This is a genomic window from Candidatus Thermoplasmatota archaeon (assembly GCA_018814355.1).
Classification (GTDB): Archaea; Thermoplasmatota; Thermoplasmata; order UBA10834; family UBA10834; genus COMBO-56-21.
The window spans coordinates 1-21,394 of sequence record JAHIZT010000046.1 but is presented as its reverse complement, the minus strand read 5'-3'; the positions used below and the strand labels follow the sequence as shown (position 1 = coordinate 21,394).

The window sequence follows — 21,394 nt, the reverse complement described above, 5'->3', positions numbered from 1 at the left end:
ACGAATGAAGTCCCTCGTCGATAGCATCATATCCGCTGCCGATGAAGAGCAGCAGAAGAAGGCACTAGAGACGTTCCGGTCAATGACGGCCGAAGATGAGGAGCTGCAGAGGATACTGCAGGGTCTCAAGACAAACATCAAGATCATCGGGTGCGGTGGCGGCGGGTCGAACACCGTCAACAGACTGGCAGAGGCTGGCATCATCGGCGCTGAGCTGTATGCTGCCAACACTGACGCTCAGCACTTGCTCATGACGAGGGCTCCACACAAGATCCTGCTGGGCAGGCGCGTCACGCGCGGGCTCGGTGCAGGTGCGCTTCCGCAGGTCGGCGAGGAGGCTGCCAGGGAAGCCGAGGAGGAGCTCAAGGCGGCACTCAAGGACGCTGACATCGTGTTCATCACATGCGGCCTGGGAGGAGGTACTGGCACTGGATCGGCTCCGTTCATGGCACAGATTGCGAAGGAGCAAGGGGCTCTCACGATCGCAATCTGCACATGGCCCTTCGCGGCAGAAGGAGCGGTCAGAGCTGAGAACGCTGAGTGGGGTCTTGAGAGGCTCAGGACGGTAGCTGACACTGTCATCGTGATACCGAATGACCGCTTGCTGGACATCGTTCCGAAGCTGTCGGTCAACGCCGCGTTCAAAGTGGCTGACGAGGTGCTCATGCGCTCGATCAAGGGCATTATCGAGGTCGTCACGAAACCCGGGCTAGTCAACCTGGACTTCAACGACATCAAGACGATCATGAAGTCCGGAGGCGTCGCCATGATAGGGCTCGGGGAATCGGATGATGACGACGCGGCCGTTGCCGCGGTCAACGAGGCCATCAACTCACCGCTCATCGAGATGGATATCAGCGCCGCGACTGCCGCCCTTGTGAACGTCACAGGAGGGCCGTCCATGACCGTCACGGAGGCGCAGCAGGTGGCCGAGGTCATACAGTCCAAGATCAGCTCCGGAGCGAGGATAATCTGGGGCGCCGCGATAGACGAGACTCTTGACAAGACCATAAGAGTGATGGTGGTCATTACAGGGGTCAGGTCCAAGCACATACTGGGTCCGTCGAAGGAGAAGAAGGCCAGGGACTTGGGCCTAGACTTTATTAAGTAGTTATGGTACTAGGAACGGAACGCAATGCCCGAGATGAAAGACATAGTGGACAAGTCCTGGGATCTTCAGAGGAAGATCGAGGAGAAGACGAAGCACGTGGGCAAGGGCAGGTACGGCAGAGTCATCAAGATGGCCCGTAAGCCCACGGGGGACGAGTACATCAGGACGACCCAGATAACGTCGATAGGCCTGCTGATGTTGGGCGGACTGGGGTTCCTGATATACTGGATCTTCGAGTACGGTTCGAAGTATCTGATAAACGCGTTCAAGTGATTCCTGGCAAGATGCGGATCAACACACGAGGGATTTGATTGGGACTTTTCGACATTCAACCGAAGAAGAAGGAAGAGCCGAAGAAGGAAGTCAGGGCTCCAGCTGCGGGACCGAAGGACCTGCAGTTCACGATTCAGGGCGAGACGAAGAGGATGATGGCGTCAGGCGATTCCTCCGAGTTCGAGCTTGACTTGAAGATGCCGGATGATGGGCAGCCTCACACACTGGTAGTCAAGGTGGACACGCTGTTCGCGGCCACCGAAGAGGGAGCGCCTGAGTGGTTCGTGAAGCTCATGGACGCGGTCGGTGTCGTGTGGGAGAACACTCCATCGGCTGATCAGACCACCGAACGCACGTTCGAGATCATGCCCGGCCAGGAGAAGTCGTTCACTCTCAAGATCACATCACCGACAGGCGCGAGGTACGGCGATAAGATCACCGTGCTCGTCAACGCGAGCCTCAAAGAGAACCCGAGCATGAATGATGTAGCGACCTTGCAGGCGACCGCGAGGCAGTCGATGCTCGCTGTCAAGACCTCGATAGGCCACGAGAAGACCGTGGCTGACTCGATCGCCAGCAGGGCGAAGCCGAAGCCGTCGGGCGTGTTCGCCATACTCTCTCCGGCAACGATCAGAGGTTATGTGTTCGTCGAGGCGATGAACACGGACAGTCTCCGGGACCTGGTCAAGGGTGTCCGGAGGACTAGGGGCATCGTGAAGGGCGAGACGAGCTTCGCGGAGATAGAGCACTTCCTGACCCCGAAGCCCATAGTGTCGGGCATCGTCGAGGGCGACATTGTGGAGCTCATCGCGGGCCCGTTCAAGGGTGAGAAGGCGAGGGTCCAGCAGATCGACGAGAACAAAGAGGAGATCACGGTCGAGCTGTTCGAGGCGATGGTGCCCATACCTGTTACGATCAGAGGAGATCACGTCAGAGTCCTTGAGAAGGAGAGATGAACACAATGGCAGAGAAACTCGAAGTCCTGGTCGACGGCGGAAAGGCCACACCTGGCCCGCCCCTTGGTCCTGCACTGGGTCCGATGGGGGTCAACGTCATCCAGGTCGTGAACGCGATAAACGAGAAGACCAAGGCATTCACGGGCATGAAGGTCCCTGTGACACTTCTGGTGGATTCCAAGACGAAGGCGTTCGAGATCAAGGTCGGCACGCCTCCGGTGTCTGCGCTTATACTCAAGGAAATCAAGATCGAGAAGGGCAGCGGGAGCCCGAAGGCCACCAAGGTCGGCAACCTCACCGTCGAGCAGGTCCAGAAGATATCCGAGATGAAGAAGGACTCGATGCTCGGCAAGGACAAGAAGGCCAGGTTCAAGGAGGTCGTCGGCACGTGCGTCTCGATGGGCGTCACGGTCGACGGCAAGGACCCCAAGGCAATCATCAAGGAGATAGAGAAGGGCGGCTACCAAGGATTGTTCTGATCAGCTACTCTTTTCGAACTCATCTGACGACTTCTTGAGCCAGAACAAGGCCGCAAATCCCAGGACCAAGGATACAAGGCCTCCGATGCCGATTATCGCAGCTGCTGCTCCTGCCCTCGCCATACCATAGTGTCTTCTAGCCATGGCCGAGAGGCCCCCGAACAGCGCGATGACAGCAAGAAGCCACTCGATCGACCCGCAAAAGCCGAAAATGCCTGGGCTGCTGCCGTAGACGTCGACGATTGCGTCCTCCATGACGATGAAGATGAACCCTGTAAGAGCCAGGAAAAATGCCGCAACGATTAGCGCGATCCCGGCGTAGATCGGACGCTGGCTGAGGTTTCCACTAACATACAGATAGCCTGTGCTTGGTATTTCGGTTCCGCACTTTGGACATGCGTTCTCGGATACCAGATACTCTTCGCCACACTGAGGGCATGTCTGGGTGGGAGTCGTAACAGAGATCGTGTCTATGGATCCTTCAATCGATAGCTTGCTCGGGGGCAGCTCTCGTTTCAGGACTGAGGCGAGCGGAGCCACATCCCCGCGGACAATCAGTCTCCTAGTGAAGATGTTCCAAGGAGACTGCCTGTTGAGTCTTACCGTTAGCATGCGGTTTGAGACCGCGATGTGCTCGATGCTTTCGAAGGGGATGAAGGGCCTCATTGGCCCATTGGGGTTCCCTGTGCATATGCCGGCGGGTTCAATAGTGATCCTCGATCTGAGTATGATGGCTCCGAACAATGCAGCGAATATTACAGGCAGTGCCGCATACAAGACCAGCGAGACAGGATCCGACCAATCGACCCCAAGCATCATCTCAAACGCCAGAGTTACAAGAACGGCCGCGAGGCCTTGAGGAGCCAGGACCGCATTGTAACCTTTTGTCTCAGCCAGCAGCTTCCCGACGAAATCCCTATGCCTGATGAACCGAAGGTACTTGTCGGCCACACCCGTCCGGAGGTAATAGAGCCCAATGAAGAACAAGGACAGGAACAGGAAGAAGGAAGCCTTCAATACATACACATCCTTGTCTTCGTCGAAGAGCGATGGGGCGGTCAATAGCGCCATGAGCCCAGACCAAATCAATGTGGTGCGATGGACTTTGAGAACCGCGCTCCTCACCACGGCGGTCTGAGTCAGCGCAGCTACCTGAGAAATCATCTCCTGGGTAGGCTCCTCGACAGGAGGTTCTTCTCGCAGACTCGCAGCACACCAGCCGCAATAGTAAGCGTTCTCCGGGTTCTCAGCACCGCAGTTCGGGCACTTGCTCGCCATTTCAGCTATTGACATCAGCGGAGTACTACACCCCTAGCCAGCTTGAGCTTCGCGGCCTCGCATGCGATGGTTATCGGGTCGACGGTTGGCGCGGCAGGAGGACAGTAGGCGGTCTCCACCTTGGACAGGTCACCGACGGTCATCCCCGCCTGGATTGCCACTGCAAACGCGTTTATCCTCATGTGGACGCGCTCCTCACCGACGATCTGCGCGCCCAGTATCCTGCCGGTCACCGGGTGGGCGAGGACCTTGACGTAAATCTCCTTTCTTCCGGGGTAATAGTCAGGAAGCGTGAACGACCTCACCTTACCGACCAGCGGCTTGATCCCGAAGGCCTCCAGTTGAGGAGTTGTGGGGCCGACCGCAGCGACCTGGCATCCGAACGGTTCTGTCGCTCGCGTAAGCAGGAACCCCTTTGGCAGGTGGTCCTCTCCGCCCGCTGCATTCACTCCTGCGACCATCGCCATCTTGACTGCAATGGTCCCGAGGCCGCTAACTACCGGCTTGCCAGTGACGAGGTCAGGGTACTCAGTGCAGTCGCCAACTGCGTACACATCCTTCTCGCAGGTCATGCACCGGTCGTCCACGACGATCTGCTTCGTCACACCAACGCTACATCCTAGCTGCTTAGCCAGCTCCGTCTCGCCGCGCTGACCAGTTGCGACGACTATGAGGTCCGCGTAGAACTCCCGCTCCTCGCCAGTCTTTCTGTCCTTTGCCACGACACCGTTAGCCTTCCCATCCCCGAGGAGCTCGGTGACCTGGAACTCGGTGAACATCTTGACGCCGTGCTTCGCGATCGCATCGGCCATCATCTGTGCCATATCATCGTCGACCATAGCGAGTATGCAGTTCGGAAGGTACTCGATGATAGTGACCCTGCAACCTCTGACCATCAACGCCTCCGCCACTTCGAGTCCGACAAGACCGGCGCCTATCACGACTGCGCGCTTACCCTTGTGGCCAATGGACTGGATCCCTCTCGCATCCTCGATGGTCCTCAGAACGAAGACTCCTTGCTTGAGCTCTTCAGGCTTCCCCTCCTTGGAGACTCCCTTGATCGGAGGGACGACGGCCTTCGCACCAGTGGCCAGTATGAGTGAATCGTAGGGCAGCTCGAGTTTCTTGTCCGGGGTCTGGACATGGACGATCTTCTTCTCCTTGTCCACCGAGGTCGCGCTGCTGCCGAGAAGGATGTTGATTCTACTCTTCTTCAGCCTCTCCTCAGGCGCTTCTATAAGGTTCGTGAGCTCGGGAATGATGCCTGAGATGGCGTACGGAAGGCCACACCGGGAATACTGCGGATAGGATTCCCTCTCGATAATAGTTATCTCAGATGTCCTATCCGTCTTCCTCGCGAACTGCGCAGCCGTGGCTCCACCACACCCGCCGCCGACGATGACAATCCTCCTGACCATGAACTATCTCCCAGCAACGTCGCGAATAACATCGTTACCGTTAAATTGTTTGCATACATGTTGCCATAGCTGCATTGAGATATCTTCTCCCGTAGGCCCGTCCAGACGGTCGTGCGACAGCCTCCAAAGCATTATAAACCCCTTCTGCATTCGCTCACTTCCCTAGGCATGTAGGAGAGCCACGCGCTCGCATGTACTACACCGGAGGGATCACAAATTGGTAGACCAACACCTCGTCGACGTAATCAAGAAGCTTCAAGCCGAGTCGAAGCAGAGGAAGTTTTTGGAGTCAGTTGAACTCGCTATCAACCTCAAGGATATCGACCTGACCAACCCGAAGAACAGGCTTCAGGAGGAGATCATACTCCCGAACGGCCGAGGCAAGCCCATCAGAATCGGCGTCTTCGGAAGCTCCGAGATGGCCGTGAAGGCGAAGGGCTTGGCCGACCTCATCATACAGCCGGAGGAGATCGAGGCGCTCGCATCTGACAAGGCGAAGGCCAGGAAATTCGCACGCGGAGGAGACTTCTTCCTCGCAGAGGCACCGCTCATGCCCACGATCGGTAAGCGCCTCGGTGTCGTCCTAGGCCCGAGGGGCAAGATGCCGAAGCCGATACCGCCGGGCTCGGACCCGAAGGCGGCAATCGAGAAGCTGCGGAGCAGCGTCACTGTGAGGACGAGAGACAAGAAGACATTCCACCTAGCGATCGGCACTAAGGACATGTCCCCTGAGAAGCTGGCGGAGAACCTCGATGCAGTCCTGAAGAGGCTCATGACCAAGCTCGAGAGGGGCAAGAACAACATCCAGTCGGCCTATGTCAAAACCACTATGGGCCCTTCATACAAGGTGATGTAAGATGACCGCACACATAGCCCCGTGGAAGAAGGAGGCCGTGGCGGATCTCACGAAGCTCATCACCAAGAGCAGGGTTGTCGGCGTGATAGATGTGCACGGCGTCCCCGCACCCGCCTTCCAGACCATGAGGACGAACCTCAGGGGCAAGGCAGATATCGTAATGCTCAAGAACACACTGCTCAAGATCGCCCTGAAGCAGGCAGGCAAGGAAAAGAAAGGGCTTGAGATGCTGGCGGAGAGCATCGATGGCCAGTGTGCGATAGTCACCTCCGACCTCAATCCGTTCAGACTGTTCAAGCAGCTAGATTCGACCAAGACGAAGATGCCCGCGAGAGGGGGCGAGATCTCCCCGGACGACATCGAGATCAAGGCCGGCGATACGCCGTTCAAGCCAGGCCCGGTCGTGGGCGAGCTGCAGAAGGCGGGTCTGCCCGCCGCTATCGAACAGGGCAAGGTCGTCATCAAGAAAGACAAGGTTGTCGTCAAGAAGGGCGACAAGATACCGAGGGATGTCGCTCTCGTCCTCTCCAAGCTCGAGATTTTCCCGCTCACGGTCGGCCTTGACCTTCACGCCGCCTACGAGGACGGCATGATATACAAGAGGGACGTGCTCGCGGTCGATTTTGTCCAGATACTTGACCGGATGAACGCTGCAGCCGCAGGCGCGATGAACCTTGCAGTATTCATCTCGTACCCGACAAAACAGTCCATCAGGCCGATGCTCGCGAACGCTCACTACAAGGCGATCAACCTCGCGGTGAACGCGGAGATCGCGAACAAGGAAACCATCGGACTCATGCTCGCGAAGGCAAACGCCCAGATGCTATCTCTGGCATCCAAGGTACCGGCCGCACTTGACGACGAGCTCAAGGGAGCCTTGAGCAACGCGCCGAAACCGGACAAGGACAAGGGCGGAGAGGGGAAGGAAGCCAAGAAAGAGGAGAAGAAGGAAGAGAAGGTCTCCGAGGAAGAGGCAGCGGCCGGCCTGGGAGCACTGTTCGGATAACCGATGTAAGGAGGCAGAAGAATGGAATATGTATACAGCGCGATGGTCCTGCACGCGGCGAAGAAGCCCGTGACGGAAGAGGGATTGACGAGTGTCTTGAAGGCAGCCGGCGTCAGCGTGGATGCCGCCCGCGTCAAGGCGCTCATTGCGGCCCTGGACGGCGTCAACATCGACGAGGCGATAGCCACAGCGGTGGCAGCGCCAGTCGCAGCCGCACCAGCAGCAGGACCATCCGACAAGAAGGATGACAAGAAAGAGGAGAAGAAAGAGGAGAAGGGAGTCTCGGAGGCCGAGGCCGCAGCGGGTCTCAGCGCTCTGTTCGGGTAACCCCCCATCCTTCTTTTTCAAACCTCTTCCAGAGTCTCCTTTAAACAAGACTGAACTAGAAGAAGACCATGGTTCGCGCAGAACCAGTTCGAAGTCGAATGTGAGCTGCAGCCCTAGGTCTGCTCGAGCATCCTGTTAACTTCCTTCTCGAACATCGACACGAGCTCTTGCCCGATCTCTTTCCTGAGCTTGGGGGGCACCATCTCGATACCGATCTTGGCGCCGACCTTGCCGATCTTGAGCACAGCATAAGCCTCGTGCACTTTGGCCTCCATCAGGTCCTGGATAGCCGCCTTGAGCTCCTTCTTCAGCTCCGGGTTCGCATCCAGCTTATCCCTGATCGTCCTCTTGACCTCGTCCTTGACCAGATCCTGGATGGCCTCGAGGAGGAGCGTCTCGGAGCTTAGCATTGTCTTTGTCCCCTTCAAGACGGAGCTTATGATGTCATCATCCGATGCCATTGTCTACCCGGCCATCGACCGCATTTATAGCTTAAATCGTTTTGCTTGACATGAGGTGTTTCGCTGACATCACACGAATCTTTTAAAACCAACCGTGCCGATAGCCGCTCGGAATCCAGAAGCTGAAGCCGATGTGGGACACAATAGGGAAGAGCGTTTTCAAGGACCAGCGCACACTGTCTTTCGACTACGTGCCTCAGAAGCTGGTCCACAGGGAAGCACAGATGAAGAAGCTGGCCATGCTGTACAGGCCAGTCGTCGAGTCCAACTCCTCCCAAAACGCCGTCCTGACGGGAAGTGTGGGCACGGGAAAGACCGCCACCGCCAAGCGCTTCTGCATGGACCTGAAGGATCATGCCGAGAAGCAGCAGAAGGCGGTCGATTGGGTGCTCGTGAACTGCAGGCAGAGGAACAGCGAATCGAGCGCCGTCCTGCACATAGTGAACCACTTCCAGCCGAACTTTCCCGACAGAGGCTTCTCGATCACGGAGATGCTCAGGATTCTGAGGAAGGACCTGGAGAAGCGCAAGATGCATCTCGTCATCGTGCTCGACGAGGCCGACATGCTCCTCAAGAAAGCCGGTTCGGACATCATCTACAAGCTCACAAGGTTCGGCGAGGAGAAGGTAGAGAGCAAGGAGCTCGTCTCGCTCATGCTCATCTCCCAGAAAAACGTGTTCGAGATGCTCGACGCGTCGAGCGCGAGCACTTTCAAGCGGACGAACATCATCGAGTTCGGGAGGTATTCGGTCGAGGAGCTGAGAGACATTGTCTCTCAGAGGGCGGACCTAGCCCTGCACGAGGAGGCGATCAACAAGGACTCGATCGATCTTGTTGCGGAGGTCTCCTCGGAGTGGGGAGATGCGAGGTTTGCGATCGAGATCCTCGAAAAGTCCGGGATGCTCGCCGACGAGGAGAACGCGGGCAAGATATCGGTCGAGCATGTCCGCGCTGCCAAGGCGGAGGCGTACAGTTCGATCACTGAGTCGAAGCTAGTGGGTCTTGACACTCACCAGAAGCTCGCCTTGCTGGGCATAGCGAGGGCCTCCAGAGGAAAGGCGTACATAACCACGGGGGTCGCCGAGTCTGCTTACAAGGTGGCCTGCGAAGAATACGACGAGAAACACAGGGCGCACACGGCCTTCTGGGGGCTCATGAAGGACCTGGACATGCTGGGAGTGGTCAGCGCCAAGAAGAGCGGCCCTGGCATATCGGGCAAGACCACCGTCATAACCCTCTTGGACATTCCCGCAAGGGTGCTGGAGGAGCGCGTGCGTCAGATGTTGAATGTCAGGCGTTGAACATCTTGCGAACGGTACCTGTACTTTAAGTCAGAATCCTTATATACAATCGCTTCCGTCATATGCCTAGAAGGGAGGGGCGGCTTATTACTGACGATGACAAGCCAGCTGACGACTTAGTCCGCATACAGGAAGGTCTTTGCTATGTTGTAAAAGAGCGGAAGCCCTTCCTCGCGTACAAGCTCTTCGAATCAAGCCTATCCGATGATGTCCCGGGCCTGTGCGTAACCCGCCAGTTCCCAGAGAAGGTGAGGGAGGCGTTCGAGCTCAAGGACACCCGGATTCTGTGGCTCAGCCACACCCCGGGCAAGGACCACCACAACCCGACGAGCATAGGCACCCTTGCAACCGTCATCTCATCATTCATCGAGCGCTACAAGAGGTGTGTCGTGCTCATAGACGGCCTCGAATATCTCGTGATCAACAACGGGTTCCAGCAAGTGCTCAGGTTCGCCGAGCACATAAACGAACAGGTCATGCAGAGCCGCTCGACCGTCCTGATACCAATAAGTCCGAACGCGTTCAGCGAGAAGGAACTGGCGCTTCTTGAGAGGAATGTCGAGGCCATCGACCAGCCCTCGATGAGCATCAGCCTCGAGAAGGACTTCACGACGCTCATAGACCAATACAGATGAGCCCGCCTAGTTTCTATCGCGTACACATCGCTTACGTCGACAATCCTTTTGGGCAGGTGACGTCATGCAGGCCCCATGCACAAGACTCCGTTGCACGACCAGCACGTGGCGCTTGGGGCAAAGATGGTCTGGTTCGCCGGCTGGGACATGCCGACCCAATATACATCGATAATAGACGAGCATATGGCTGTGAGGGAGCGTTCTGGAGCGTTCGATGTCTCCCACATGGGCGACTTCATCATCAGGGGTCAGGGTGCAGGAAACCTGGTCAACACGTTCTGCACTAACGACATCCAAGGCCAGCCTGTCGGGAGATGCGTGTACGCGCACATACTCGACGACCAAGGTAGGATATTGGATGACACAATCGTCACGGTACTCGGTGAAGACGAGTACTTCGTGGTACCTAACGCCGCGACGACGCCGAAGATTAGGAAGTGGGTCGAAGGCCATCTGCACGGGCAGGAGTTCTACGACATGTCGATGGACCTCGCGACGATAGCCGTCCAGGGACCAACGGCACAGGATGTCGTTGCAGAGCTGACCTCGGCCGATCTCTCGTCGCTCAAGTTCTTCTGGGGCGGGTTCGTCAGGATGGACAGGATCACGACCAAGGACACGAACCCGACCACGGTGCTGATGAAAGGCCGGAAACCGAAGAACGGCCCAGTCAATGGCATCATGGCGCTCGTTTCGAGGACGGGCTACACGGGCGAGGACGGGTTTGAGATAGTCTGCGAGAACGCAGACGCTGTAGCGGTTTGGAATGCGGTTCTCGAGAGGGGAAAGGCGTTCGGTCTCAAGCCTATCGGACTCGGCGCGAGAGACACCCTGAGGCTCGAGAAGGCCCTGTTGCTGTCGGGCACGGACTTCGACGGCTCCCAGACATCGCTCCAGACCGGGCCCGGCTGGGTCATCGACTGGAAGCACGATTTCATAGGCAAGCAGCCGCTGCTGCAGCAGAAGGCGGCAGGCGATTACGACAAGCTTGTGTGCATGCTCGTGGAGGAACGAGGGATTCCGAGACACGGGTATGATATCATGACTGGTGGAAAGCAGATCGGCACGGTCACGAGCGGGACCCTCTCGCCAGTGCTGAAGAAGGGCATCGCCATGGGCTATGTCCCGCTAGCGACGGCGAAGACAGCAACTGAACTGCAGATCAAGATCAGAGACAACCTAGTGACGGCAGAAATCGTCAAGCCACCGTTCGTAAAGAGGGATTGATGTGAAGGAACTCTTGGAAGAGATGATCAAGGTGCCCGGGGTCTCCGGGTTCGAGGACGACATCAGGGACTGCATCAGGGAGAAGGTCGAGGCCATGGGTCTCGATGCCACAGAGGACAACTTGGGCGACCTGCTCGTGACTGTGGGGGACAGGGGACCTTCGGTGGTGATGATTGCCCACATGGACGAGCTCGGATTGATTGTTTCCAAAATAGAGGAAGACGGCTCCATCAGGATCCGCAAAGTCGGCGGGATCGATGACCGCACACTGGTCGGAAGGGTGGTCGAGATCAAGACCCAGAAAGGGATGGTCACAGGTGTCCTCGGGCTGAAACCACCGCACTTGATGACAGATGCCGACGACCGCAAGAAGGTCATGACCTGGCAGGAGGTCAGGGTGGATGTCGGGACGAGGAGCAAGAAGGAGACTGAGAAGCTCGGGATACGCGTCCTCGACCCGATGGTGTTCAAGAAGGATATCACATACATCGGGAAGGATCTCATATGCGCTCGCGCTGTGGATGACAGGATGGGGTGCGCCATCATACTTGATGTGCTGGAGAAGGTGAAGGACGCCAAGCTGCCGATCAAACTGACCTTTGCATGGAGCGTCCAAGAGGAAACAGGGTTGAAGGGAGCTAAGGTGATCGGGTTCAACCTCAGACCGGACTATGTCTTCGCAGTCGACACGATGACGACCACTGACGGCCCTGGCATGGGCGAGACTTTCGAGAAGGTCCTCATCGGCGGAGGCCCCGCAATGAGGATGTTCGACAACGAGGCCATCGCATCTCCCAAGATGAGGAGGCTCGTGGAGGAGGTCGCTAAAGCAGCCAGGATACCGCTCCAGTACGGCACCGGAGGCGGAGCGACCGACGGCGCCGCCATGCAGGACTTCGGATGCCTGATGATGCCCATCGGGATCGCCATGAGGTACACGCACTCCCCGGTCGAGATCGCCAGCATCAAGGACATGGAGAACGCGTCGAAGCTCCTCGTGAGGATCGCCGAGAGAATCGCCAAGGGCGTGAAGAGCAGGTGATACTCTGAAGGAGAAGGCGAAGAAGGTCCTAACCGACCTCGTCCTCATGAAGAGCACGTCCGAGGACGACATGAGACCGATGGTAGACTATGTGTCGTCGATGCTGAAGAAGCTCGGACTGCAGCCGAAGTACTATGGCGACAAGAGGTTCCCCGCGATAGTGGCGCAGTTCAGAAAGGGCGGAGTCGCACTGTCTGGCCATCTCGACACCGTACCCCATGGTGAGGGCTGGAAGTTCGACGAGGGACAGTGTGTTGGTAATCGTGTCTATGGCCGAGGAACGTGCGACATGAAAGGGGGGTGCACGGCCATGCTGCTCGCAGCCGAGAACCTGGTCGCTGCAAATGTTCCGTTCTCGCTCTGCTTCACAACTGATGAGGAGACCACAATGATCGGTGCGGGCGCGGCTTCGAAGAGTCCTACCATAAAGGGCGCACCCGCAGTCGTGGTGACTGAGCCGACAGAATTCGACATAGTCGTTCATGAGAAGGGGCTACTGCACTTCACCCTCAGCACCAAGGGCGTATCGGCCCACGCAAGCATGCCCCATCTGGGGGACAACGCGATCGTGAAGATGCTCAGGATGCTATACAGACTGGACGACATCGTCACAACATCGAGGACTCCGAACGACAAGATGACAATGTGCATCGACACCATCAAGGGAGGCACAAGGATCAATGTCATACCCGATAGCTGCGAAGTGGAAATCGACGTGAGATATCCGCCGCACATGAACACACAAAGGGTTCTCAAGCTGGTCAAGGACAGGATCGGCAAGAAGGGATACGACCTGAAGATCATCCATGAGCTCGACCCGGTCGGAACGGATCCGAATTCGCTCGCAGTTCGTACGATGAAAAGCGTCATCGGGCCGAAGGCGAAGGTCACCGCGGTGCCCTACGCTACCGAAATGGTCATGTTCAAGCCAGCCAACGACGTCCTGATGATTTGCGGCCCCGGAAGTAACGACATCTGCCACTGCAACGATGAGTACGTCGAGGTGTCTCAGATAGTCAGGGCTGCGGAGCTGTACACGGAATTCTGCACGAGAATGGCAGGAGACTAGAATCACTACGGGTACACGCGCGCTACAGTACGCGGGTACGGGATCGAATCCCTTATGTGGTCCAGCTTGCAGACCCATGTCACGATCCTTTCCAGGCCGAGTCCGAATCCGGAGTGAGGGACCGAGCCGTATTTTCTGAGATCTAGATACCACTGATAGTTATCGAGGCCCTCGCCTTTCTCCTCTAGTCGCTCGATCATCAGGTTCATGTCCGTCTCCCTCTCGCTCCCGCCGATGATCTCGCCGAAGCCCTCAGGCGCAAGCAGGTCGCTGTTCTCGTATGTCCTCGGATCGTCCGGGTTCTCCTTCATATAGAACGGCTTGAGCTCCTTCGGATAGTTCACGATGAAGACCGGAATCTCCCTGTCGGTCGTGATCGCGCGCTCTTCTATCGCCCCGAGATCGCTGCCCCAGGTGACGCTGTGGCCCTTCTTCTGGAGGAAGTCCATGGCCTCTTCGTACTTCATGCGCTCGAACGGCGGCTCTATCTTCTTCAGGGTCGCAGGGTCGCGCTTGAGCAGCTTCAGCTCATCTGTGCACTCTCTCACCGCGTTGTGCAGCATGGCGCTCACAAGCTGCTCTTGGACCGCCATGTTTCCCTCGTTCCCCATCCATGCGGCCTCCATCTCGAGATGCCAGTATTCCGCGAGGTGCCTGGGAGTCCTGGACTTCTCCGCCCGGAACGATGGTGTGAGCGAATAGACCTTGTCGAGCGAATAGATGAGCGACTCAAGGTAGAACTGGGCGCTCTGGGAAAGGTATGCGATCCTGTCAAAGTACTTGATCTGGAACAATGTCGTGCTGTCCTCCGGCGCAACGGCGGTGATTATGGGCGGAGTGACCTCTGTATAGCCGTTATCGTGGAACCACTCCCTGGCTCCTCTGAGGAGCGAGGCCTTCACCTTGGACACGGCCGTCTGCTCTCTCGAACGGATCCAGAGATGCCTCAGGTCGAGCAGAAGCTCCGTGCTTTGGTACTCTGTAATGGGGAAGGCCTCTGAGATGCCAACGAGCTGGAACTTACTCGCCCTTATCTCGAACCCGCCTGGGGCACGCTTGTCCTCTGCGATCTCGCCCTCGATGATCACCGATGACTCTATCCCGGACTTGGTCGCGTTCTCGAACTCCGCGTCCGGGACAGTGCCCTTCTTGACGGTGACCTGGATGATGCCTGTCGAATCCCTGAGCACGGCGAACACTATCCCGCCGCTGCTCCGCGTCCTGTAAATCCATCCATTGACCTGGACCTTCTTACCGACACGGTCCTTGGACAAAGCTTCTTTGACTGAAACCATCTGGATGCTGGAAGAGACACACTGAATATAAGCCCTTCGGATGAGGCGTAACGGACATATTTCATGGAGGTGCTTATGCTGGTCGTGAGAGTCAGGGCGGCCGACGAGTGGGACATGGAGGGGCTCCTCGAGATCGAGCAGGAGTGCTTTGGGACCGAGAAGTTCAATGCCGAGACTGTCCGCGCATTCGTCGTCAGAGACGACGCCTTCGTTCTCTTGGCCATAGACAAGGAGGAGATTGTCGGTTCGGCAATGTGCATGATCTCGGACCTTGGCAGGGAAGGCAAGATCGCATCGATAGCCGTGCTCAAGAAGTACCGCGGGGGCGGAGTCGGTTCTGCGCTACTGGACGAGTGCGAGAAGGTCTTTCAGTCGCATGGGCTCACCAAGTACACCCTCGAGGTCGACGTGATGAACAAACCAGCCATCTCGCTGTATACCTCAAGGGGGTACGAGGTCAAGACCTCCATTCAGGATTTCTATGGAGTCGGCCGACCCGCTCATATCATGGAGAAGAACATCGAGCCGAAGAAGACCAAGATCAGGAGCGCCTGACGGCGAGATCCAACTGCAGCTTGTTGATGATCCATTTCCGAGCGCCCTCCGGCGACTCCTTCTTTGTGATGCTGCGGGCATGGGTCTCCTTCATGATGTGCTCCTTGCTAACGGATATCGCGGTCTCCACGTCGGGATGACCAGAGTACTCGATGTCCACGGGATCCTCGAACTCGAGCCTCTGCTCCTTTCGCATGTGCTGAACCCGCCTGATTACCTCTCTGGACAGGCCTTCGAGCTTGAGGTTCTGGGTGACCTCCAATGCGACATAGACATGTATGTCCCCGATGCTAGCATGCGAGAACCCCGGCTTCTCCTTCTCGGAGACGATGACGTCCTCCTCAGTGAGGTCGTACCCGCCTAAACGAATCTTGCCCTTCTCCCTGAGATGCTTCACGAGGTCGTTCTCGTTCACTTTGGACAACAGCTTCGAGACCTCCCCGGCGCCCTCCTTCAGCTTCGGGCCCAGGGTCTTGAGGTTCGGGTGGACCGCGTACTGAACCATCTTGTCCCTGCTCTCAAGGCACTCGACCTTCTTGACATTGAGCTCCTCGGAGATCATCTTCTCGAACCTTCGCAGGGTCCAGGCCTTGTCCGAATCCGCCGCTATCACAACTTCTGGTAGCGGTTGGCGGAGCTTCGCATTGACCTTCTGTCGGGCCAGCCTGCCAGCTTCCACAGCTGTCATGACCAGGGCCATCTGCCTCTCGAGCGTTCCGTTGATCAGATTCTCGTTAGCCTTCGGGTATTCTTCGAGATGGACGCTTTCCTTCGTGCCCATCAGGCTCTTGTACAGCCAGTCAGAGATGAACGGCGTGATCGGAGCCATCATCTTCGACAGCTCCATGAGGCATTCATACAGGGTGCAGTGAGCCGAAAGCCTATCCTGTGGGTCGTTCTCCTCCCAGAAACGCCTCCTTGACCTCCGGACATACCAGTTGCTCAGGTCGTCCACGAAGCCCCTGAGGGCCCTGACGGTCCTGTGGACCTCGAGTGACTCGAAACCGGCCCTTGCCTCTTTGGTGGTTGTGTGCAACCGCGAGACGATCCATCGGTCCAGGTCATGGGTTCTTTCATAGCCGTGCTGCATCCTGAACTCATAGGGGTTCGCGTTCGACTCGAAGAAGACGTAGACATTCAGGAGGGTGTTGAGCGTGCCGACCATCGTCTCCCGCACTCTCTCCTTGGAGAACTGGACGGATTGCCAGACCGGATTCTCCAGCAAGAAGAGTCGGGATGCGTCCGCACCGACACTGGAGAACACTTCGTCGGCATAGACGACATTCTCGGATGCGCGGGAGATCTTCTTCCCTTGGTCGTCAAGGACCTGGCCGAGGACGAGAACTGACTTGAAAGCGGGTTCGTCGAACAGGAGAGACCCCAGCGCCAGCTGAGTGTAGAACCATCCGCGGGTCTGGTCTACACCTTCAGCGATGAAATCAACCGACTTGTGTGTGTCGAACTGCTCGGTGTTCTCGAAGGGGTAGTGATACTGGGCAAAGGGAGCACAACCAGAGTCGTACCAGCAGTCGATGACTGCCTCCTCCCTCTTCATGTCCGACCCGCACTTAGGGCATCTGAGCGTGATTTCGTCCAGGAACGGCCTGTGGAGGTCCAGACTTTCGGGGACCGGACCGGTGGCCAGCTCGCTCAGCTCCTCCCGGCTTCCCACGCAGATCTCATGCCCGTTTGAGCAGCGCCAAATCGGCAACGGCGTGCCCCAATACCTGCTCCTGCTGATCGCCCAGTCCTTGATGTCCGCGAGGAAGTTCCCGAACCGTCCGTGCTTGAAAGTCTCGGGGACCCACTCAATCTCCTCGTTGAGCTCGATGATCCTTGCCTTCTGGTCGGAGGTCCGGACGAACCACGAATCGAGGGCCTTGTAGATGAGGGCGGTGTCGCATCGCCAGCAAAACGGATACGAGTGCTTGAGCAATCCCCACCTGAAGAGCAGTCCTTTCGATTCGAGCACGCGCATGATCTCAGAGTCGGAATCCCTGGCAGATCTTCCTGAGAGCCCAGGCACAACGTCAGTGAACCTTCCGGCGGAATCCAGAGGATCGAATATCTCAAGTCCTTCTGAGGCACCAATTTCGAAATCGGCTGAGCCATAGGCTGGGGAGACGCTCATGATGCCCGTGCCCTCCTCGTGCGCCGCCTCGGCCGAGTGGACCACTCTGAAGCCTTTCCCGGAGAACTCGTGATACCTGAACGGGGGCTCGTATTCCATGCCGATCAGATCTGCCCCTCGGACGGTTGACAGGGTTCTGTCACCTTGAGCGAACGAATCCTTCCTGGATGAGGCTACGACAAGCTTCTCGCCGGCGTGCTCGAACACCGCATACTCCTGGTCCCTGTCGACCGCCAAAAGGGCGTTGCCCACCAATGCCCATGGAGTGGCGGTCCAAACCAGGAGGCTCATGTCCGTTCCCTTCAGCCTGAACTTCACGACGATGAACCGGTCTTCGGTCTCCTTGAACCCGAGGGCGACTTCGTGAGTGCTCAGAGTGGTGCCGCAACGCGGGCAGTACGGCACGACTTTGTGGCCCTTCGTGAGTAGGCCTTTCGACTGCAGCTGCTTCAGAGACCACCAGACGCTCTCGATATAGTTGTTGGACATGGTCAGATAGGCGTTCTCGAAGTCGACCCAGTATCCTATCCTCCGACTCATCTGCTCCCACTCGGCCATGTACCTGACCACGCTCTCCCTGCAGAACTGGTTGAATTTCTCCACTCCGAGAGCCTCAATGTCCCTCTTCGATTGGATGCCGAGCGAGCGCTCGACCTCGAGCTCGACCGGCAGACCGTGGCAATCCCATCCGCCTATGTAGGGGACTATCTTGCGACCGTTCATCACATGGTATCTCAGGAAGGCATCCTTGACAGCGCGCGTGAGCGCGTGCCCAATGTGGGGGCGGCTGTTTGCAGTCGGAGGTCCTTCGCAGAACACGAACGGTTCTCCACCGCTCATCCGCTCTTTCACCTTCTGGAGGATGCCCTGGTCCTCCCAGCCGCGGAGGATCTCCTCCTCCAGCTGCGGGAAGGTCTTCCCTTCAGGTTCCCTGTAGTACTTTATCATCGCAACAGACTCCTCCAGAAGGACTCCATCACAAACTCGGCACTGATAGCAAGAATCAGCTAATCATGATGATTATAAGCTGGTCTGCCGAGTTCATCACACATGAAACCGCCGGCGCGATATATAATCCTTGGCCGTGTGCGCATCGTTGCCACGGCAAAGGGCAAACCCGGAGGTGTCCGGCACATGCTGGCACTAGAATCATGCGATAAGAAAATACTAAATACGAGAGCACGTATAGCGCGCCCGTGCAACCCATGGCCTGGGGTGGTGCCTGAGGCCGAGAAAGGTGAACACCGATGGAAGAGCCCTTGTGCAACGTGGAGTTTCTGAAAAGCAACTCGACATACCTTGCTAGAGTACAGAGCGACCTTGGCGGGATACGAGAATACAGAAGTGGAAGCCTCGAAGAGATTCTGGAGCAGGTCATCATAGACCTTCAGGAGGAGTTCGAGGCGGCCCGGCTGTGACCCTAAGGTCCGGCAGGTTCAGGAAGTCCGTTGGGGAGGAGCTCGAAACGCCCTTGTTCATCCGCCAGCTTTTGACACCACTTAGAAGGCACCAAATGCGGAATTGGACGCACCAAAGAAGGGGGCGTTGACATGGAAGATAAGGACAAGAAGGAGTACGAGGAAGTCATATCGTCGTACTACGGCGAAGAGCAGGTTGCAGCACTGGTCACGTTCAAGATAGACACCAAGGGTTCGGACCAAGTGGCACAGAAGATTGCAAGTTTTGAGCACATCGAGGACGTGTTCTTGGTCACTGGCGACACGGACATCATCGCGAAGGCCAGGTTCCCGAACTACGCCGCTCTGAAGAAGTTCATCGTGGACGATGTAGCTGACATAGATGGCGTGAAGGAGACGCGCACGTTCATGGTCGTGACCACCTTCAAGGAGCGGGGCAAGATCAAGGAACTCGAAGAAGAATCCAAGAAGTAGGAGGCCTGGAACGATAATCGCGGCTAGGTTCATCTCAGGTGATGATTATGGCAGACATGGAAACAAGGTTGAGGCAGATCATGGAGGTGTTGGACCAGCTAGCTGACGACAACTCCGTGCCGAGAAATATCAGGAGAGGAGCATCTGATGCCAAGGAGAGGCTGATGCGAAAGAGCGAGGCCCTGGACGTCAGAAGCGCGAGCGCGATAATGATTTTGGACGAATTGGCGAACGACCCCAACATCCCCCTGCATGGCAGGACCCTCATTTGGAACATAATAAGCCAGCTAGAGACCGTCAAGTGAGGGGCTCTACGAAAGAGGCTCAGTGAGAAAGGGACACTCTGAGCCGGATAAGTTTAAATGCGATTTTGCGCCTTTTCGCCGCGGAGCGGCTGTAGTCTAGCGGTTAGGACTGAAGCTTCCCAAGCTTCAAACCCGGGTTCAAATCCCGGCGGCCGCACGCTAGCGTTCAAGTGTTAGCTGGTGATTGCTATGAATCTAAGACCCGCCTTCGAACGAATCGACAAGTACGTGAAGCAGTGGATGGACTTATGGAACATTCCTGGTCTGGGCGTCTCGATCACTGACAGGAAGAGACTCCTGAGACAATCGACATATGGTTACTCTGACATCGAATCAGGGTTCCCAGTACGCCCCAACACGATGTGGGAAATCGGCTCGATCAGCAAATCCTTCGCGAGTATCGTCCTGATGCAGCTCCATGACGAGCACAAGGTCGACCTCCACCGACCAGTGATCGAATACCTGCCCTGGTTCTCTGTGAAATCCAAGTTCGAACCAATCACCCTTCATCATCTGCTCACCCACACGGCTGGGATAATCATGGGGACAGAATGCAGGCTCTCCGGGGTCCCCGAGGTTCTGGCCCTGGCAGAGACCGAGACATCGACGTCTCCTGGCGAACACTTCTACTACTCCAATGTGGGATACAAGGTCGTTGGTCTGGTCATCGAGGAGCTTCTCGGCAAGAGCTGCGACAAGGCCATCCAGGAGAGGGTGTTCGACCCGCTGGGCATGAACACTTCCGTTGCCACGATCACTCATGACATCAGGAAACGGCTGGCGGTCTGTTATCTGCCGTTCTACGACGACAGGCCTTCGCCGATAGGAGGGCCGCTCGTGCGCGCGACCCGGATCGAGAGTGACACCGCAGACGGGTCGATATGCTCGACCCCATCGGACATGGCCACCTACATGCGGATGCTGATGAACCGGGGTAAGTGTGCGAATGGCATGGTGATATCAGATAAGGGGTTCAAGCTCCTGACCCAGAAAGCCATCTTTCCAGATGACGATCTGCACAAAGGCGCCTACGGCTATGGGATAAGCATCGAAGAGTCCGATGGGCACACCTACGTCGGGCATACTGGCGGCATGGTGGGTCACACCTCGTCGATTCGAATGGATATGGATGACGGCTTCGGGGTCGGAGCTTTCACAAATGTGAGCAATCCGGCTGAAGTGGATGATGTCGCACGGTTCGCCCTCTCAGTCCTGAGGACGGCGGCTGCTGGGATGAGACTGCCTGAAGTGCCAAGGCTTTCCGACAAACCTAGCGTGGGGAACGCAGGAGAATACTCCGGCCTGTTCGACGGCGGGAGCAGGAGCTTGCGCGTGAAGGCGGGCAGTGACAGACTCTTCCTCAACGTTGGAAAGAAGGACTTCGCCATGGAGAAACGCGAAAACGATGCATTCCTGGTCAACCATCCTAGCTTCGACCTGTTCATGATGCGGTTCGAGAGGGAGAACGGGAAAGTAGTAAGGATACTTCACGGACAAGATGTATACGAGAAGCACGGTCGCGTGAACACTTCGAAGACGAGATCCCCGAAAGGTGCAGAGGAATATGAGGGGCATTACAGATCCTACAACCCATGGTTTTCGAACTTCCGGGTAATCTCTCGGAAGGGAGAGCTCGTGTACGTGGACCCATCGGGCAAAGAGCAGCGCATGACGCGGTTGCCCGATGGATCATTCAGGATCGGCGATGCGGCCTCTCCCGAGCGCGTGCGGTTCGACTGCGTAGTCTGCGGGAAGGCTTCTCACGCCGTCCTTTCTG

The 21,394-nt window shown here is 57.0% G+C and carries 22 protein-coding genes and 1 tRNA gene; 18 read left to right on the top strand and 5 right to left on the bottom strand.

Features of this window, described 5'->3' with window-relative positions; all coding sequences use genetic code 11:
* Window positions 1–4 precede the first annotated feature (4 nt).
* From ftsZ to KJ653_03110, 4 genes are all read left to right on the top strand, one after another.
* Window positions 5–1,111: a cell division protein FtsZ gene (gene ftsZ / locus KJ653_03125; protein ID MBU0684829.1), complete on the top strand. Its 1,107-nt coding sequence runs from the start codon at window positions 5–7 to the stop codon at window positions 1,109–1,111.
* Window positions 1,112–1,144: 33 nt separating this feature from the next.
* Complete coding sequence (locus KJ653_03120) at window positions 1,145–1,384, top strand: protein translocase SEC61 complex subunit gamma (protein MBU0684828.1); 240 nt, start codon at window positions 1,145–1,147, stop codon at window positions 1,382–1,384.
* A 476-nt stretch (window positions 1,385–1,860) separates the two neighbouring features.
* Window positions 1,861–2,340, top strand: coding sequence for a transcription elongation factor Spt5 (locus KJ653_03115; protein ID MBU0684827.1), 480 nt, complete (start codon window positions 1,861–1,863; stop codon window positions 2,338–2,340).
* Window positions 2,341–2,345: 5 nt separating this feature from the next.
* The gene (locus KJ653_03110) at window positions 2,346–2,819 is read left to right on the top strand and encodes a 50S ribosomal protein L11 (protein MBU0684826.1); all 474 of its coding nucleotides are present in this window, start codon (window positions 2,346–2,348) and stop codon (window positions 2,817–2,819) included.
* Here KJ653_03110 and KJ653_03105 read toward each other — a convergent pair whose 3' ends face one another.
* The gene (locus KJ653_03105) at window positions 2,820–4,112 is read right to left on the bottom strand and encodes a zinc-ribbon domain-containing protein (GenBank protein ID MBU0684825.1); all 1,293 of its coding nucleotides are present in this window, start codon (window positions 4,110–4,112) and stop codon (window positions 2,820–2,822) included. It lies immediately after the preceding gene.
* Complete coding sequence (locus KJ653_03100) at window positions 4,112–5,515, bottom strand: FAD-dependent oxidoreductase (protein MBU0684824.1); 1,404 nt, start codon at window positions 5,513–5,515, stop codon at window positions 4,112–4,114. Before KJ653_03100 ends, KJ653_03105 begins: the two co-directional genes overlap by 1 nt.
* A 217-nt stretch (window positions 5,516–5,732) precedes the next feature.
* Here KJ653_03100 and KJ653_03095 point away from each other — a divergent pair, with 217 nt between their 5' ends.
* The 3 genes from KJ653_03095 to rpl12p are packed head-to-tail and all read left to right on the top strand — an operon-like array spanning window position 5,733 to window position 7,704.
* Complete coding sequence (locus KJ653_03095) at window positions 5,733–6,371, top strand: 50S ribosomal protein L1 (protein MBU0684823.1); 639 nt, start codon at window positions 5,733–5,735, stop codon at window positions 6,369–6,371.
* A gap of 1 nt (window position 6,372) precedes the next feature.
* Window positions 6,373–7,377 carry a 50S ribosomal protein L10 gene (locus KJ653_03090; protein MBU0684822.1) on the top strand — a complete coding sequence of 335 codons (1,005 nt, stop codon included), beginning with the start codon at window positions 6,373–6,375 and terminating at the stop codon, window positions 7,375–7,377.
* 21 nt (window positions 7,378–7,398) lie between these two features.
* Window positions 7,399–7,704: a 50S ribosomal protein P1 gene (gene rpl12p, locus KJ653_03085; GenBank protein MBU0684821.1), complete on the top strand. Its 306-nt coding sequence runs from the start codon at window positions 7,399–7,401 to the stop codon at window positions 7,702–7,704.
* 113 nt (window positions 7,705–7,817) lie between these two features.
* On the opposite strand, the gene KJ653_03080 is transcribed toward rpl12p, so the two are convergent.
* On the bottom strand, window positions 7,818–8,165 hold the full coding sequence (locus KJ653_03080) for a hypothetical protein (GenBank protein MBU0684820.1): 348 nt from the start codon (window positions 8,163–8,165) through the stop codon (window positions 7,818–7,820).
* A gap of 131 nt (window positions 8,166–8,296) precedes the next feature.
* Between KJ653_03080 and KJ653_03075 the strand changes: the two genes are divergently transcribed.
* The 5 genes from KJ653_03075 (at window position 8,297) to KJ653_03055 (ending at window position 13,439) form a co-directional block, all read left to right on the top strand.
* Window positions 8,297–9,466 carry an AAA family ATPase gene (locus KJ653_03075; protein ID MBU0684819.1) on the top strand — a complete coding sequence of 390 codons (1,170 nt, stop codon included), beginning with the start codon at window positions 8,297–8,299 and terminating at the stop codon, window positions 9,464–9,466.
* Between the two features lie 62 nt (window positions 9,467–9,528).
* On the top strand, window positions 9,529–10,101 hold the full coding sequence (locus tag KJ653_03070; GenBank protein ID MBU0684818.1) for a DUF835 domain-containing protein: 573 nt from the start codon (window positions 9,529–9,531) through the stop codon (window positions 10,099–10,101).
* A gap of 75 nt (window positions 10,102–10,176) precedes the next feature.
* Window positions 10,177–11,328 (top strand): glycine cleavage system aminomethyltransferase GcvT, encoded by a 1,152-nt coding sequence (gene gcvT, locus KJ653_03065; GenBank protein MBU0684817.1) that lies wholly within the window; start codon window positions 10,177–10,179, stop codon window positions 11,326–11,328.
* Between the two features lie 13 nt (window positions 11,329–11,341).
* The gene (locus KJ653_03060) at window positions 11,342–12,370 is read left to right on the top strand and encodes a M42 family metallopeptidase (GenBank protein ID MBU0684816.1); all 1,029 of its coding nucleotides are present in this window, start codon (window positions 11,342–11,344) and stop codon (window positions 12,368–12,370) included.
* A 46-nt stretch (window positions 12,371–12,416) separates the two neighbouring features.
* The gene (locus tag KJ653_03055; GenBank protein ID MBU0684815.1) at window positions 12,417–13,439 is read left to right on the top strand and encodes a M20/M25/M40 family metallo-hydrolase; all 1,023 of its coding nucleotides are present in this window, start codon (window positions 12,417–12,419) and stop codon (window positions 13,437–13,439) included.
* Window positions 13,440–13,444: 5 nt separating this feature from the next.
* Here KJ653_03055 and asnS read toward each other — a convergent pair whose 3' ends face one another.
* The gene (asnS, locus tag KJ653_03050) at window positions 13,445–14,734 is read right to left on the bottom strand and encodes an asparagine--tRNA ligase (GenBank protein ID MBU0684814.1); all 1,290 of its coding nucleotides are present in this window, start codon (window positions 14,732–14,734) and stop codon (window positions 13,445–13,447) included.
* 75 nt (window positions 14,735–14,809) lie between these two features.
* Here asnS and KJ653_03045 point away from each other — a divergent pair, with 75 nt between their 5' ends.
* The gene (locus tag KJ653_03045) at window positions 14,810–15,289 is read left to right on the top strand and encodes a GNAT family N-acetyltransferase (GenBank protein ID MBU0684813.1); all 480 of its coding nucleotides are present in this window, start codon (window positions 14,810–14,812) and stop codon (window positions 15,287–15,289) included.
* Here KJ653_03045 and ileS read toward each other — a convergent pair.
* Complete coding sequence (gene ileS, locus KJ653_03040; protein MBU0684812.1) at window positions 15,276–18,368, bottom strand: isoleucine--tRNA ligase; 3,093 nt, start codon at window positions 18,366–18,368, stop codon at window positions 15,276–15,278. The genes KJ653_03045 and ileS overlap by 14 nt on opposite strands.
* A gap of 299 nt (window positions 18,369–18,667) precedes the next feature.
* On the opposite strand from ileS, the gene KJ653_03035 reads away from it, so the two are divergent.
* The 5 genes from KJ653_03035 to KJ653_03015 form a co-directional block, all read left to right on the top strand.
* Window positions 18,668–18,838, top strand: a complete 171-nt coding sequence (locus KJ653_03035; protein MBU0684811.1) for a hypothetical protein — start codon at window positions 18,668–18,670, stop codon at window positions 18,836–18,838.
* A gap of 132 nt (window positions 18,839–18,970) precedes the next feature.
* Window positions 18,971–19,312, top strand: a complete 342-nt coding sequence (locus KJ653_03030; protein MBU0684810.1) for an Lrp/AsnC ligand binding domain-containing protein — start codon at window positions 18,971–18,973, stop codon at window positions 19,310–19,312.
* 47 nt (window positions 19,313–19,359) lie between these two features.
* Window positions 19,360–19,617 carry a UPF0147 family protein gene (locus tag KJ653_03025; GenBank protein MBU0684809.1) on the top strand — a complete coding sequence of 86 codons (258 nt, stop codon included), beginning with the start codon at window positions 19,360–19,362 and terminating at the stop codon, window positions 19,615–19,617.
* A gap of 85 nt (window positions 19,618–19,702) precedes the next feature.
* Window positions 19,703–19,774 (top strand) — tRNA-Gly (locus KJ653_03020).
* 32 nt (window positions 19,775–19,806) lie between these two features.
* Window positions 19,807–21,394, top strand: a 1,588-nt coding sequence (locus tag KJ653_03015) for a beta-lactamase family protein (protein MBU0684808.1), incomplete at its 3' end; no start/stop codon positions are given.